Here is a 14,620-nt window from a genome sequence, read left to right as displayed (position 1 = left end):
CGGCCGGGGGTGGGGTGTGACTCCCGCTCGGGTCAAGGGGCGGGGAGACGGGGTGGTGCTGACAGTGCCGATGGTGCGGGTGATGCGGGTCGTGCGGGTGACGCCATTAGTGCGGGCAGGGCGGATCGTGCGGGTAGGGCGATCCCGTCCGGACGCGGATCAGACGTGGGCGGCGGAGCGGCGGCGCAGGACGACGAAGCCGAGTCCGGCCGCGGCGAGCGAGGCCGCACCGGCACCGGCCGCGAGCAGCGCGGTGTCCGCGCCCTCGGTGCCGAGCTCGGCACCCGCGGCGACGCCGCCCTTCGGGACGACGGTGGTCTGGCCCGTGTTCGTGGTGGTGCCGGTGTTGCCCGCGGGGGCCGGGGTGGTGGCCGACGGCGCCGGGGTGGACGTGCCGGACTCCTTCTCGCAGCCCTTGGGCAGTTTCGGGAACGCGGTCCAGAGGTACGGGGTGTCGCCGCCCTGTGTCCGCTGGCCGAGCTGCGGGGTGGAGGTGTTCGCGCCCTTGATCATGATGCCCGCCCCCGTGTCGGCGGAGTGGGCGCGGTCGACGGTCAGGATCGGCTTGCCGGCCTCGTCCTTGAGGACGGCCTTCGGGCCCTTCTCCAGGTCGTTGGTGAGGGTCACGGTCAGCAGCGCGAAGACGGAGGGGACGTCCTGCCGGACCGCGCACTCGCCGATGGTGACGACGGGGCCGGTGGTGGGCGCGGGGGCCGGGGCGGTGTCCACGAGACGCGGCGCGCCCTGCTTCGACGCTCCGGGGATGTACGCGGCGAACCGGCCGTCCTGCTCCAGGACGACGACGGCCCTGCCGAAGGTCCAGACGGAGCGGACACCGGTCACGTAGGTGTAGCCGCGGCCCTCGCCGTTCTCGATCAGCTGGAGGCCGAAGCGGCCGTCCTTCTTGTCGAGCTGGAGGACGGTCCCGTCGGCGAGCCGGTAGGTGCCGGGCTTGGGGCCCGCGATGTTGCCGGCCCAGTTGTGGGTGGTGCCGTCCGGGTTGAGGACGAAGAACTCGCCGTTGTCCTGGCCGGCCGCGGAGCGGGTGATCGCCTCCAGGACACCGACCGGGTGGCCCTCGCGGAACAGCTCTGCGCGGTAGTTCTGGTCCTTGACCTTGTAGATCTTGGCGATCGTTCCGGTCATGAGGGTCTCGGTGCGGACGAGGGTGCCCTTCGGGGCGTCGACCGCGGTCGCGGTCACCTTGCCCTCGGCGTCGAGGGTCACCGTGTAACCGGCGAAGACCCCGGTGTCCTTCCCTCCGTAGCCGGCACCGGCCTTCAGCTCACCGAGCGTCCGGCCGCCCTTGGTGACGGTCGCGGTGTAGTACGGGTGCTGGTCACCCTTGGCGTACACCTCGGCCGTCAGTCCGCCGGCCAGCTGGACGGTGCGCAGCGGAGCGTCCGCCGGGGCCGCGGCTGCGGTGGCCTTCGGCGCCGGGGTCGCGTCGGCCGCGAAAGCGGCTCCGGCGGTGAGCGCCGGGGCGGTGATCGCGACGCCCGCGGCGAGGGCGGTGGCGATGGCGGTGCGAAGGGCGGTGCGCATAACGACTCCTGGAGATCAGGCAGGTGGATGGGAGAGCCGCATGCCGCTTTTTCTCGGTCCGACTGATGTCCGGTGAGGTCCGGCCGGCTGCTGAACAAGAATCTATTGATCTTGTATTCAGGACTCGTCCGCTCCATGTCACGGGCCTGTGACGGGCCTCACTCCCCCGCCCGGCGCCCGCCACCACGCCGACCGCCCGCCTGTGACCTCGGGCTCTGCGGAGCCTGTCCCCTGTACAGGTCGCTACGCGCGTAGATATGCTCGACTGGTGACCATGCCCACCACTGCATCCGCAGCATCCGCATTCGCCGACGTGACCGCGTCCGACGGTGCGCTGCGCCGCTTCCTCCACGGGCTGCCCGGCGTCGACGCCGTCGGCCTGGAGGCGCGCGCCGCGTCCCTCGGCACCCGCTCGATCAAGACCACGTCCAAGGCGTACGCCATCGACCTGGCCATTTCCATGATCGACCTGACGACACTCGAAGGCGCGGACACCCCGGGCAAGGTCCGGGCGCTCGCCGCCAAGGCCGTCCGTCCCGATCCGACCGACCGCACGACCCCGACGACCGCCGCCGTCTGCGTCTATCCGGACATGGTGGCCACCGCCAAGGCCACCCTCGCGGGCTCGGGCGTCAAGGTCGCCTCGGTCGCCACGGCCTTCCCGGCCGGCCGCGCCGCGCTCCCCGTGAAGCTCGCCGACACGGCGGACGCCATCGCCGCGGGCGCCGACGAGATCGACATGGTCATCGACCGTGGCGCCTTCCTCGCAGGCCACTACCTCCAGGTCTTCGAGCAGATCGCCGCGATCAAGGCGGAGTGCGGCGACCGCGCCCGCCTCAAGGTGATCTTCGAGACCGGCGAGCTGTCCACGTACGACAACATCCGCCGTGCCTCCTGGCTCGGCATGATGGCCGGCGCGGACTTCATCAAGACCTCGACCGGCAAGGTCGCGGTCAACGCCACCCCGGCCAACACCCTGCTCATGCTGGAGGCCGTGCGCGACTTCCGCGCCCAGACCGGCGTGCAGATCGGTGTGAAGCCGGCCGGCGGCATCCGCAACACCAAGGAAGCGATCAAGTTCCTGGTTCTCGTCAACGAGACCGTGGGTGAGGACTGGCTGGACAACCACTGGTTCCGCTTCGGCGCCTCCAGCCTGCTCAACGACCTGCTGATGCAGCGCCAGAAGCTGGCGACCGGCCGTTACTCCGGCCCCGATTACGTGACGGTGGACTGATCAACATGGCATCTGCATTCGAGTACGCACCGGCGCCCGAGTCCCGGTCCGTCGTCGACATCGCCCCGAACTACGGCCTCTTCATCGACGGCGAGTTCGTCGAGGCGGCCGACGGCAAGGTCTTCAAGACCGTCTCCCCGGCCACCGAGGAGGTCCTCTCCGAGATCGCCCAGGCGGGCGCCGAGGACGTCGACCGCGCGGTGAAGGCGGCCCGCAAGGCGTTCGAGAAGTGGTCGGCGCTGCCCGGCTCCGAGCGCGCCAAGTACCTCTTCCGCATCGCCCGGATCATCCAGGAGCGCAGCCGTGAGCTGGCCGTCCTGGAGACCCTGGACAACGGCAAGCCGATCAAGGAGACGCGCGACGCGGACCTCCCGCTGGTCGCCGCGCACTTCTTCTACTACGCGGGCTGGGCCGACAAGCTCGACCACGCGGGCTACGGGGCGAACCCGAAGCCGCTGGGCGTCGCCGGTCAGGTCATCCCGTGGAACTTCCCGCTGCTCATGCTGGCGTGGAAGATCGCCCCGGCGCTCGCGACCGGCAACACGGTCGTCCTGAAGCCGGCCGAGACGACCCCGCTGACCGCCCTGTTCTTCGCGGACATCTGCCGCCAGGCCGGGCTGCCGAAGGGCGTCGTCAACATCCTTCCCGGGTACGGGGAGACGGGTGCCGCGCTGGTCGCGCACCCGGACGTGAACAAGGTGGCGTTCACCGGTTCGACCGCGGTCGGCAAGGCCATCGCCCGGTCGATCGCGGGCACGGACAAGAAGGTCACGCTGGAGCTGGGCGGCAAGGGCGCGAACATCGTCTTCGACGACGCCCCCATCGACCAGGCCGTCGAGGGCATCGTCAACGGCATCTTCTTCAACCAGGGCCAGGTCTGCTGCGCGGGCTCGCGCCTCCTCGTCCAGGAGTCGGTCCAGGACGAGCTGCTGGACAGCCTGAAGCGCCGTCTGAGCACGCTCCGCCTGGGCGACCCGCTGGACAAGAACACCGACATCGGCGCCATCAACTCCTCGGAGCAGCTGGCGCGGATCACCTCGCTGGTGGAGCAGGGCGAGGCGGAGGGCGCCGAGCGCTGGACCGCGGCCTGCGACATCCCCGAGGCCGGCTACTGGTTCGCCCCGACGCTCTTCACGAACGTCACGCAGGCGCACACGGTCGCCCGCGACGAGATCTTCGGCCCGGTCCTGTCGGTACTGACCTTCCGTACGCCCGACGAGGCCGTCGCGAAGGCCAACAACAGCCAGTACGGCCTGTCCGCCGGCATCTGGTCGGAGAAGGGCTCCCGCATCCTGGCGGTCGCCGGCAAGCTCCGCGCCGGTGTCGTCTGGGCCAACACGTTCAACAAGTTCGACCCGACCTCGCCGTTCGGCGGTTACAAGGAGTCGGGCTTCGGCCGCGAGGGCGGCCGTCACGGTCTGGAGGCCTACCTCGATGTCTGACGTGACCCGTCTTGGCGTCTTCAAGACCTACAAGCTGTACGTCGGGGGCAAGTTCCCCCGCTCCGAGAGCGGCCGGGTGTACGAGGTGACGGACTCGAAGGGCAAGTGGCTGGCGAACGCCCCGCTCTCCTCCCGCAAGGACGCGCGTGACGCGGTCGTCGCCGCCCGCAAGGCGTTCGGCGGCTGGGCGGGCGCGACCGCGTACAACCGCGGCCAGATCCTCTACCGCGTCGCCGAGATGCTGGAGGGGCGCCGGGACCAGTTCGTCCGCGAGGTCGCGGAGGCGGAGGGCCTGTCGAAGTCGAAGGCGGCCGTGGTCGTCGACGCGGCGATCGACCGCTGGGTCTGGTACGCGGGCTGGACGGACAAGATCGCCCAGGTCGTGGGCGGTGCGAACCCGGTCGCGGGCCCGTACTTCAACCTCTCCACGCCCGAGCCGACCGGTGTCGTCACGGTCCTCGCGCCCCAGGACTCCTCGTTCCTGGGCCTGGTCTCGGTGATCGCCCCGGTGATCGCCACGGGCAACACGGCGGTCGTCATCGCCTCGGAGACGTCCCCGCTCCCGGCACTCTCCCTGGGCGAGGTCCTGGCCACCTCCGACCTCCCGGGCGGTGTGGTCAACATCCTCTCGGGCAAGGCCTCCGAGATGGGCCCGCACCTGGCGGCCCACCAGGACGTCAACGCGATCGACCTGACGGGCGCGACCGAGGGCGACCTGGCCCGCGACCTGGAGATCGCGGCGGCGGACAACCTGAAGCGCGTGCTGCGCCCCCGTACCGAGGACTTCCACGAGTCGCCGGGCACGGACCGCATGACCGCGTTCCTGGAGACGAAGACGGTCTGGCACCCGACGGGTTCGCTGGGCGCCTCGGGTTCCTCGTACTAGCGGCGGGACGGACGGCCCCCGGGTGATCCCGGGGGCCGTTTCTCATGCCCGGCCGGAGGTGCCCCGCTCCACCAGCCCGGCGACGCCGTCGAGGACGCAGTCGAGCCCCGTCTCGAACTGCCAGGCCGCGTCGTCCTTGCGGGCCGCGCCTCGCGTGTAGCGCCGGTAGGTCGGGTAGCGCCCGGTCTCCATCAGGTACGACATCTGCGGCGCGAGCCCCCGCCGGGTCTCGTCGGCGCTCTGCCAGCCCTGTTCCGCCATGTACTGGCGCAGTGCGGCCTCCGACTGGGTGGCCCCGTGGACGTACGCGTTGACCGCCCGGAACGCGGCCATCATCGTGTCGACGTCGAGGCCGAGCCCGTCGAGGGAGGCCAGCTGGCGTTCGGCCGCCGCCATCCGGTTCGGGGTGAGGGCGAAGAGCGGGGCCGGCATGTGGGCCAGCCAGGGGTGGCGCAGCATCATCTCCCGGGTCCGCAGCGCGTACGCGCTGAGCGTCTCGCGCCAGCCCGACACCTCGGCCGCCGGCTCCAGCTCGCCGGACACCCGGTCGATCATGAGCGCCCAGAGCTCGTCCTTGCCGTCGACGTGCCGGTACGCGGCCATCGGCGCGACGCCCAGTTCGGCGGCGACCTTCCGCATGGTCACGGCGGCGAAGCCCTCGCGGTCGGCGATGCCGATCGCGACCTCGGCGATCCGTCCCGGGGTGAGGGACGCCCGTGGTGCGGCCGCGGGCCGGTCCAGCCGCTCCCACAGCGAGACGTCGTCGGTCTCTTCCTTCTTCGCCACTGGGGCCTCCTTCTCTCGCGTACAGCGTATGCCTTGTGGACGCCGTACACACCGACGTGTACGTTGTACACCCGTCGGTATACGTCGTACACATCACCGTTCCAGGGGGAACCCATGACCGCTCCGCTCCACCTCGCCGTGATCCAGGGCTCGACCCGCGACGGCCGCCTCGGCCCCACCGTCGCGAACTGGCTCCTCACCCACGCCGCCGCGCGCCCGGAGTTCACCACCGACCTGATCGACCTCGCCGAGACCCCGCTGCCCACGGTCTTCCCGCAGCTCGGCCAGGCCCCCGGCCGCGCGGAGGACCGTGCCGCGCTCGCCGCCATGTCCCCCCGCCTGGCCGCCGCCGACGCCTTCGTCGTGGTGACCCCCGAGTACAACCACAGCTACCCCGCCTCCCTGAAGAACGCGATCGACTGGCACAACCCCGAATGGCACGCCAAGCCCGTCGGGTTCGTCTCCTACGGCGGCTTCTCCGGCGGCCTGCGCGCCGTCGAGCACCTGCGCGGCGTCTTCGCCGAGCTGCACGCGGTCACCGTCCGCGAGGCCATCGGACTCCAGGGCGTCTGGGCCCAGTTCGACGCGGAGGGCCGCGCCGTCGACCCCTCGGTCGACGCCGCCGCCAAGACCCTGCTCGACCGGCTCACCTGGTGGGGCGAGGCACTGCGCGCCGCCCGCGCGCACAAGCCCTACGAGGCCTGAGCCATGACGACCGCTCAGACACCTCCGCGGGAGACCCGCATCCCCTACCTGGGCATCACCGGACTCATGCTCGGCATCGTCCTCGCGACCCTCGACGGCACGATCGTCGGCACCGCGCTCCCCACCATCGCGGGCGAACTGGGCGGCCTCGACCGGCTGTCCTGGGTCGTCACCGCCTATCTCCTCACCGCCGCCGTCACCACCCCGCTCTGGGGCAAGCTCGGCGACCTCCACGGCCGCAAGGGCGGCTATCTCTCCGCCGTCGGCGTCTTCCTCGCCGGGTCGGTCCTCTCCGGCCTGGCGCAGAGCATGGGCCAGCTCATCGCCTTCCGCGCCCTCCAGGGCATCGGCGCCGGCGGCCTGATGGTCGGCGCCTTCGCGCTCATCGGCACCCTGGTGTCGCCCAAGGACGCCCCCCGGGTCCAGGCGATCACCGGGGCGATGCTGCCGGTGGCCTTCGCCGGCGGCCCGCTCCTCGGCGGCCTCCTCACCGACCACCTGAACTGGCGCTGGGCCTTCTACGTCAATCTGCCCGTCGGCATCGCCGCCCTCCTGATCGTCTCCCTCACCCTGCGCGTACGGACCCCGCGCGTCCGGGCCCGCGTCGACTGGGCCGGAGCCCTGCTGCTGACCACCGGGGTGCTCGCGCTGACCCTGCTCGCCGGCCTGGCGGGCACCGCGCACGCCTGGACCTCACCCAGGATCCTGGCCCTGGGCGCGCTCGCGGTCGTGGCGCTCGCCTGGTTCGTCCGGGTCGAGCGGCGGGCCGAGGAGCCCGTGATCCCTCCCCGGCTCTTCCGCACCCGCAACTTCACCCTGGCGCAGATCCTGAGCTTCCTCGTCGGCGCGGGCATGATCGCCGCCCTGAACCATCTTCCGCAGTACCTGCAGTTCGCCCGCGGGCAGTCGTCCACGGCGAGCGGACTGCTGCTGATCCCGCTGATGCTCGCCATGGTCGCCGCACAGCTCGCCTCGGGACGGATCATCGCCCGTACCGGCCGCTACCGGGTGTACACGATCCTCGGAGGCGCGCTGATGACGGCGGGCGCGCTCGCCCTGCTGCCGCTCGGCGGGGACACCCCCGTCGCCGTCGCCTCCGGTCTCACGGTGGTCATCGGCGCGGGCATGGGCCTCCTCATGCAGGCCACGATGCTCGTCACGATGTACGGCGCGGAGCCGCGCGACATGGGCGCGGCGAGCGGCACCGTCACCCTCGTGCGGACCCTCGGCGGCTCGCTCGGCGTGGCCGTCCTCGGCGCGGTGTTCACCGCGCGCCTGGACGGAGCCGACACCCGGCTGACCCCGGCCCAGGCCCTGCGGCTGCCGGAGCCGGTACGGGAGGGCCTGGGGGTGGCGGTGACGAGCGGGGTGCACGGGGTGCTGCTCGGCACGGCGCTGCTCGCCGCGCTGGCCTTCGCCGCGGCCTGGCTCGTACGGGACACGCCGCTGCGGCCCGACGCCGGCTCCGCTACGGAAGCAGCCCCCGCGTCAGCGGACCGGCCACCGGCAGATCGGCCACGGCCCCGCCCTTCGTGATGTGGTCGGTCACCAGGTTCGTGCCCACCGGCTTGAAGTCGGCGACCTGGGTGCCGAGGCCGTTGTCGAGCGGGTCGACGCCGGTGTTGGCCAGCGGGTCGAGCTGGAGCCGGGTCAGCGGGCCGATCCCGTGCGTGACGCCGGACAGCGCACCCGCACCGGCCGCGGTGGTGTCCGTCCTGGTCAGCGAGTCGACGGGCAGCGGCACGGGGGCCGCGGCCTGCGCCGCCGCACCGGCGCCGAGCACCGCCGCACCCGCCGCCGTGACGGTGAGACCTGCGGCGAGCAGGGCGTTGCGACGGGGGCTCCGGGGTTCTGCGTGACGCGCCATGACGATCCTTCCGAGCTTTTCACGGGGTAGCCGATCGGGCACCGACAGTAGTTGAGGTGTGATGCTCGATACCAACGGGCTTCCTCGGGGGTCCCCTGCACGGGGGAATGCTTCACACTGGTGTCCCGTGAGTTCCCAAGCGATCCCGACCCGTGTCGTCCTGCTCGCGGGCCCCTCAGGCTCCGGCAAGTCGTCCCTCGCCGCCGTCACCGGTCTCCCGGTGCTGCGCCTCGACGACTTCTACAAGGAGGCCGACGACCCGACCCTCCCTCTCGTCCAGGGCAGTGCGGACATCGACTGGGACTCCCCGGCGTCCTGGGACGCGGACGTGGCCGTCGCCGCGATCGTCGAACTGTGCCGGACCGGCCGGACCGACGTCCCCGTGTACGACCTCGCCACCAGCTCCCGGGTGGACCGCGAGCGGCTGGACATCGGGCGGACGCCGCTGTTCGTGGCGGAGGGGATCTTCGCGGCCGAGATCGTGGCCCGCTGCCGGGAGCTCGGCGTCCTCGCCGACGCGCTCTGCCTGCGCGGCCGCCCCTCGACGACCTTCCGCCGCCGGCTCGCCCGCGACCTGCGCGAGGGCCGCAAGTCGGTCCCGTTCCTGCTGCGTCGCGGCTGGCGGCTGATGCGCGCGGAGCGGGCGATCGTCGCCCGCCAGTCCGCACTGGGCGCCCACCCCTGCGCCAAGCCGGAGGCCCTGGGCCGCCTGGCGGCCGCTGCGGCGGGCCGCCACCGCACGCCCGCCGCGAGCTGAGAGCGGACAACACGACGCGGGCCGTACGAGCCCCCCAGCTCGTACGACCCGCGTCGCCGTTCCCCGTACCCCCGTACGGTTCCCCCGTGCTCCCCCGACGGCTCCGTTTCCCCCGTAGCCCCCGTGGGTCTTTCCCCCCAGCCTTCAGGCCACCAGCTCGCCGAAGGACTCCTCCTCGTCACGGCCGAAGCTGAGCACCTCGTCCTCACGCAGCCGCCGCAGCGACCGCCAGATGCTCGACTTCACCGTGCCGACACTGATGTCCAGGATCTCCGCGATCTCCGGATCGGTACGGCCCTCGTAGTAGCGCAGCACCAGCATCGTGCGCTGGAGCTCGGGCAGCCGGGCCAGTGCCTGCCACAGCACCGCGCGCAGCTCCGTGCCGCGCATCGCGTCCGTCTCGCCCACCGTCTCCGGGAGCTCCTCGGTCGGGTACTCGTTGAGCTTGCGCCGGCGCCAGGCGCTGATGTGCAGATTGGTCATGGTGCGGCGGAGGTATCCGCCGACGGCGGCCTTGTCGCTGATCCGCTCCCAGGCGCGGTACGTGGAGAACAGCGCGCTCTGGAGCAGGTCCTCGGCCTCGAACCGGTCACCGGTGAGGTGGTAGGCGGTGGCGTACAGGGAGGCACGACGCTCCTGGACGTAAGCCGTGAACTCGGCTTCCGAACAGTTGCGCTCCCCCGTGACCTCCCCGTACGCCGCTCCCCCGTCAGCAATGGCCACCATGTACGGCGCCTTGCGCTGACGCCCGACGCTGCGAACGCACCCCCGCCCGTTCACCGCGCCGGACTTCTCCGTGCTCCGTACGACGTCGTGGAGACGCGTGACTACTGCGCTTGTGGTGGTGCTGTGCAGTGTGTTCATCCGGCGCCCCCCGTCGGTTGGAGTGTGTTTCGGTCCGTGTGCCAAGAAGCTTGCCCATCGGACTTCATGGCGTTGTCCGCCGACTGTCACAGGCGTGTCACAGGCCCCCCGGCCAGAAGCGCGCCTCCCAGCGGTCGAACTCGGACGGCCGAATGCGACAGAATGTTGCCCGTGCCTTTTCTGTTGCTGATCGAGGACGACGACGCCATCCGCACGGCCCTCGAACTCTCCCTGTCACGGCAGGGCCACCGGGTGGCCACTGCCGCGACCGGTGAGGACGGCCTCCAGCTGCTGCGCGAGCAGCGGCCGGACCTGGTCGTGCTCGACGTCATGCTGCCCGGCATCGACGGCTTCGAGGTCTGCCGGCGCATCCGCCGCACGGACCAGTTGCCGATCATCCTGCTGACCGCGCGCAGCGACGACATCGACGTGGTCGTGGGCCTGGAGTCCGGAGCCGACGACTACGTCGTCAAGCCGGTGCAGGGCCGCGTCCTCGACGCCCGGATCCGCGCCGTACTGCGGCGCGGGGAGCGGGAGTCGACGGACTCGGCGACCTACGGCTCGCTGGTGATCGACCGCTCCGCGATGACGGTCACCAAGAACGGCGAGGACCTCCAGCTCACCCCGACCGAGCTGCGGCTGCTCCTGGAGCTGAGCCGCCGGCCCGGACAGGCGCTCTCCCGGCAGCAGTTGCTGCGGCTCGTGTGGGAGCACGACTACCTGGGCGACTCGCGGCTCGTCGACGCCTGTGTGCAGCGGCTGCGCGCCAAGGTGGAGGACGTGCCGTCCTCGCCGACGCTCATCCGCACCGTGCGCGGGGTCGGCTACCGGCTGGACGTTCCTGCGTGAGCAAGGGGATCGTCACGCGGCTGCGTCTCTCCAGCCTGCGGCTGCGTCTTGTCGTCGTCTTCGCCCTGGTCGCCCTCACCGCGGCCGTCGCCGCCTCCGGCATCGCCTACTGGCTGAACCGTGAGGCGGTACTGACGCGTACCCAGGACGGGGCGCTCAACGACTTCCGGCAGGAGATGCAGAACCGGGCGGCGACGCTGCCGCTGCGGCCCACGCAGGAGGACCTGCGGCGGACGGCCGAGCTGATGGCGACGGGCAGCGCGAACTACCAGGTGCTGCTGCTCGGCGAACGGGACGCGGGCAAGCCGATCGTCGGCGCCTCGGACCCGGACGACTTCACCCTGGCCGACGTGCCGCGCTCGCTGCGCGAGGCCGTGGACACCGAACGGCCGGTGACGGAGGCCAACCCGTACCCGTACCACCTGTTCTGGCAGCGGACGGAGCGGAACGGGACGCCGTACCTGGTCGGCGGGACGCGGATCGACGGCGGCGGGCCCGCCGGCTACATGTTCAAGTCGCTGGCCGCCGAGAAGGCCGACCTGAACTCGCTCGCCTGGTCCCTCGGAATCGCGACCGCGCTCGCCGTGGCCGGTTCCGTGCTGCTCGCGCAGGTCGCGGCGACGACCGTGCTGCGCCCGGTGCACCGGCTCGGCGAGGCCGCCAAGCAGCTCGGCGAGGGCAAGCTCGACACCCGGCTCCGGGTCACCGGTGCCGACGAACTGGCCGACCTCACACGGACGTTCAACAGCGCGGCCGAGTCCCTGCAGAAGAAGGTCGCGGACATGAGCGCCCGCGAGGAGTCCTCCCGGCGGTTCGTCGCCGACATGTCGCACGAGCTGCGGACCCCGCTGACCGCGCTCACCGCCGTCACGGAGGTCCTGGAGGACGAGCAGGACTCCCTCGACCCGATGATCGCCCCGGCGGTGGCGCTCGTGGTCAGCGAGACCCACCGCCTCAACACCCTGGTGGAGAACCTGATGGAGGTGACCCGCTTCGACGCGGGCACCGCGCGGCTCGTCCTCGACGAGGTGGACATCGCCGACCAGATCACCGCGTGCATCGACGCGCGCGCGTGGCTCGACGCGGTCGATCTCGACGCCGAGCGCGGCATCGTGGCGCCGCTCGATCCGCGCCGGCTCGACGTGATCCTGGCCAACCTGATCGGGAACGCGCTCAAGCACGGCGGTTCGCCGGTCCGGGTCTCGGTGCGCACCGAGGACGGCGAACTGGTCATCGCCGTACGCGACCACGGCCCCGGCATCCCCGAAGAGGTGCTGCCGCACGTCTTCGACCGCTTCTACAAGGCGAGCGCGTCCCGGCCCCGGTCCGAGGGCAGCGGGCTCGGCCTGTCGATCGCCATGGAGAACGCGCTGATCCACGGCGGTTCGATCACCGCCGCCAACTCGGTCGGCGAGGACGGCGCGGTGGACGGCGCGGTGTTCGTGCTGCGGCTGCCGCTCGACGCGTCGGGGATCACCCGCGAGGTGCAGACCCGCAGCAGCCAGGGCGAGGTGGAGGAAGCGTGAGACGCCGCACTGTGGGGCGTACTGCCACGACGGCCGGGCTCGTCGCGCTCGCCGCGCTGGCCGGCGGCTGCGGGATCAGGACCACGTCGGTCCCGGTGGACGCGGGCGCGGCCCCGTCCCGGGTCCCGTGCAGCGTGACCCAGGAGGGGACGACGGGCTCGGCGGTGCAGGGCGTGCCGGTCCGGGTGTTCCTGGTCTGCGGTTCGCAGCTGGAGGCGGTGGACCGGCGCTCGCTGCCGGAGGAGAAGGCGGGCGCCGACACGGTCCGTACGGCGTCGGGGCTGCTCGCGCAGCTGCTGGCCGAGCCCTCGGAGAGCGAGCAGCGGGCCGGGTTCACGACGGCGGTCCGCGGCCCGCTGGTGGTGGGCGGCGGTCACCGGGGCGACCCGGTGGGCACGCTGCGGCTCAGCCGCCAGCCGGAGGACCTGGCGCCGACGGCCCTGTCGCAGCTGGTCTGCACGTTCGCGGCGAGTTCGGCGGGGGCGGGGGAACAGACGGTCCTGCTCGGCGGGCCGGGCGGCTACGCCCCGAAGCGCTACCGCTGCACGACCGAGCTCAGGGAACGCCCGGAATCCACCCCGCCGACGGCCCCGGCGGCGAACTGACACCCCACCCGTGGCGGTTTTCCACTCCTCCGGGGAGGGACGGGCAGCTCTCCCGAAGGGGGTCCGTCGCCCTCGGCGGAACCGATTCCGCCGCCGGGGGCGTCTTGGGGGGCGTGCAGCGTCAAGGTTCGGGCGGCAGTGCCGCCGTGGTCGTCCGCGTGGCAGGGTTCGCCCTGGTCCTCGCGCATCTGCTGCTCGTCGCCTGGATCAGCCTGCGCCCACGGGACGTCGCCTGGGTGACCGCGCCGAACATCGTGCCGCTCGACGGCCTCCGTGCCGACCTCGCCCTCGGTACCGCCGAGGCCGCCCGGCTGATCGGCGAGGGCCTGCTGCTCCTCGCCCCGCTCGGGATCCTGCTCCCGATGGCCGACGGACGGCTCCGTGTCTCCGGATGGGCCTCCCTGACCCGGACGACCGCCGCCGGCGCGCTGGTCTCCCTCGCCGTGGAGCTGCTCCAGACCGCCGTGCCGGGCCAGGTCGTGGACGTGGACTCGGTCCTCCTGAACACCGCCGGGGTGGCGCTCGCGCATCTCCTCTTCGTCCCGGCCGGCCGTACCTGGCTGCGCCGCCGGTCGGACGAGGGGCGGGCGGACTCCTCCGCGGGGACCATGCAGGGTCGGGGTTCCGCCCTGCTGCGGAACGAGGGGTCTCAGGGTGCGACCCCGACGATTCCCAGGGTCCCGATCGCCCGGTAGACCGACGCCCCGGACCGTGCTCCGGAGGCACCATGGAGTCATCGGGAGCCCGACGGAGCGGCTCCCGGAACGACTCCGAAGGAGCCCACCATGGCCGCACTGACCCGCCCCCGTGACGGACGCGTGATCGGCGGAGTGTGCGCGGGCCTGGCCCGGCGCTTCGGCATCTCCGCGAACACGATGCGTCTCATCTTCCTGGTCTCGTGCCTGCTGCCCGGACCGCAGTTCCTGATCTACATCGCCCTGTGGGTCTTCCTGCCGGACGAGCGGAAGGCCACCACGGCCTGGTGAGTCGAGCACGCCGAAGGGGCGCGTGCCCGGGAGACCGGGTGCGCGCCCCTTCGGCGTACGGAGAGCCGGGTACGGCTCCGGGGGGTCAGCCGATCGGCAGGCCGCCGGCGCCCAGCGGCAGGCCGCCGAGGAGGCCGCCCAGCGGGGTAGCGCCGAGGCCACCGGCGGCGGCGTCGAGCGGGAGGCTCTGGGTGGCCTGCCCGGCGGCGGCCGGAAGGGTCTTCACACCCTGGTCGAGGCCCTGGCCGAGAGCGCCCTGGCCGGCACCGAGGGACTCGGCGGCGCCGTCGGGGAGCTTGGTGAGGTCGTCACCCACGGGCACGGTCTGGGTCACCAGGCCGAGCGCGTCGGGGGCGGCGGGCGCGACCGGGGCGGCGGAGGCCGTGCCGGCGGCGGCAGCGGCGAAAGCGGCACCGAGAGCGGCGACACCGAGCTTCTTGGCGGCAGACTGCTTCATCTGAAAATCTTCCTTGGGGAATCCGGGGGCTTCCGGGAAAGCCGGACGGGGAAATCCTGGGAATGCAGAGCGGCTCTGCAACCTAACCAGTGATCGACCCGTCCGCAAACA

At 72.1% G+C, this 14,620-nt stretch carries 16 protein-coding genes; 11 read left to right on the top strand and 5 right to left on the bottom strand.

Annotated elements, in window-relative coordinates:
* Window positions 1-159: 159 nt before the first annotated feature.
* Complete coding sequence (locus OG392_RS22820) at window positions 160-1,545, bottom strand: hypothetical protein (RefSeq protein WP_329282308.1); 1,386 nt, start codon at window positions 1,543-1,545, stop codon at window positions 160-162.
* 274 nt (window positions 1,546-1,819) lie between these two features.
* On the opposite strand from OG392_RS22820, the gene deoC reads away from it, so the two are divergent.
* From deoC to OG392_RS22805, 3 genes are read left to right on the top strand one after another with little or no spacing between them, the layout of a single operon-like run.
* Window positions 1,820-2,779, top strand: a complete 960-nt coding sequence (deoC, locus tag OG392_RS22815; protein ID WP_189832824.1) for a deoxyribose-phosphate aldolase — start codon at window positions 1,820-1,822, stop codon at window positions 2,777-2,779.
* A gap of 5 nt (window positions 2,780-2,784) precedes the next feature.
* The gene (locus OG392_RS22810; RefSeq protein ID WP_329282305.1) at window positions 2,785-4,221 is read left to right on the top strand and encodes an aldehyde dehydrogenase family protein; all 1,437 of its coding nucleotides are present in this window, start codon (window positions 2,785-2,787) and stop codon (window positions 4,219-4,221) included.
* Entirely contained in the window at window positions 4,214-5,107 is an 894-nt protein-coding gene (locus OG392_RS22805; protein ID WP_329282303.1) for an aldehyde dehydrogenase family protein, read from the top strand. Before OG392_RS22810 ends, OG392_RS22805 begins: the two co-directional genes overlap by 8 nt.
* 42 nt (window positions 5,108-5,149) lie before the next feature.
* Here the strand turns inward: OG392_RS22805 and OG392_RS22800 are convergent, their stop codons facing one another.
* Entirely contained in the window at window positions 5,150-5,893 is a 744-nt protein-coding gene (locus OG392_RS22800; RefSeq protein ID WP_329282301.1) for a TetR/AcrR family transcriptional regulator, read from the bottom strand.
* Between the two features lie 114 nt (window positions 5,894-6,007).
* Between OG392_RS22800 and OG392_RS22795 the strand changes: the two genes are divergently transcribed.
* Together OG392_RS22795 and OG392_RS22790 are read left to right on the top strand one after the other, a co-directional pair.
* A complete protein-coding gene (locus OG392_RS22795) occupies window positions 6,008-6,598 on the top strand; it encodes an NADPH-dependent FMN reductase (protein WP_329282299.1) in 591 nt (196 codons plus the stop codon).
* Window positions 6,599-6,601: 3 nt separating this feature from the next.
* Window positions 6,602-8,134, top strand: a complete 1,533-nt coding sequence (locus OG392_RS22790) for an MDR family MFS transporter (protein WP_329282297.1) — start codon at window positions 6,602-6,604, stop codon at window positions 8,132-8,134.
* Here OG392_RS22790 and OG392_RS22785 read toward each other — a convergent pair.
* Window positions 8,067-8,465, bottom strand: coding sequence for a hypothetical protein (locus OG392_RS22785; protein WP_329282295.1), 399 nt, complete (start codon window positions 8,463-8,465; stop codon window positions 8,067-8,069). The genes OG392_RS22790 and OG392_RS22785 overlap by 68 nt on opposite strands.
* 61 nt (window positions 8,466-8,526) lie before the next feature.
* On the opposite strand from OG392_RS22785, the gene OG392_RS22780 reads away from it, so the two are divergent.
* Window positions 8,527-9,222, top strand: a complete 696-nt coding sequence (locus OG392_RS22780) for a uridine kinase family protein (RefSeq protein ID WP_329282293.1) — start codon at window positions 8,527-8,529, stop codon at window positions 9,220-9,222.
* A gap of 144 nt (window positions 9,223-9,366) precedes the next feature.
* Here the strand turns inward: OG392_RS22780 and OG392_RS22775 are convergent, their stop codons facing one another.
* Window positions 9,367-10,086, bottom strand: a complete 720-nt coding sequence (locus OG392_RS22775) for a SigE family RNA polymerase sigma factor (protein ID WP_329282291.1) — start codon at window positions 10,084-10,086, stop codon at window positions 9,367-9,369.
* Window positions 10,087-10,257: 171 nt separating this feature from the next.
* Between OG392_RS22775 and afsQ1 the strand changes: the two genes are divergently transcribed.
* From afsQ1 to OG392_RS22750, 5 genes are all read left to right on the top strand, one after another.
* Entirely contained in the window at window positions 10,258-10,935 is a 678-nt protein-coding gene (afsQ1, locus tag OG392_RS22770) for a two-component system response regulator AfsQ1 (RefSeq protein WP_017239746.1), read from the top strand.
* On the top strand, window positions 10,932-12,461 hold the full coding sequence (locus OG392_RS22765; protein ID WP_329282289.1) for a HAMP domain-containing sensor histidine kinase: 1,530 nt from the start codon (window positions 10,932-10,934) through the stop codon (window positions 12,459-12,461). Before afsQ1 ends, OG392_RS22765 begins: the two co-directional genes overlap by 4 nt.
* Window positions 12,458-13,066: a hypothetical protein gene (locus OG392_RS22760; protein WP_329282286.1), complete on the top strand. Its 609-nt coding sequence runs from the start codon at window positions 12,458-12,460 to the stop codon at window positions 13,064-13,066. The genes OG392_RS22765 and OG392_RS22760 overlap by 4 nt, the downstream gene beginning before the upstream one ends.
* A 113-nt stretch (window positions 13,067-13,179) precedes the next feature.
* On the top strand, window positions 13,180-13,761 hold the full coding sequence (locus OG392_RS22755; RefSeq protein WP_329282284.1) for a VanZ family protein: 582 nt from the start codon (window positions 13,180-13,182) through the stop codon (window positions 13,759-13,761).
* Between the two features lie 90 nt (window positions 13,762-13,851).
* Window positions 13,852-14,052 (top strand): PspC domain-containing protein, encoded by a 201-nt coding sequence (locus tag OG392_RS22750; RefSeq protein WP_329282283.1) that lies wholly within the window; start codon window positions 13,852-13,854, stop codon window positions 14,050-14,052.
* A gap of 85 nt (window positions 14,053-14,137) precedes the next feature.
* On the opposite strand, the gene OG392_RS22745 is transcribed toward OG392_RS22750, so the two are convergent.
* The gene (locus OG392_RS22745) at window positions 14,138-14,509 is read right to left on the bottom strand and encodes a hypothetical protein (protein WP_329282280.1); all 372 of its coding nucleotides are present in this window, start codon (window positions 14,507-14,509) and stop codon (window positions 14,138-14,140) included.
* Window positions 14,510-14,620 lie beyond the last annotated feature (111 nt).

Source organism: Streptomyces sp. NBC_00691 (assembly GCF_036226665.1).
Taxonomy (GTDB): domain Bacteria; phylum Actinomycetota; class Actinomycetes; order Streptomycetales; family Streptomycetaceae; genus Streptomyces.
This window is presented reverse-complemented; position numbering and strand designations above follow the sequence as displayed.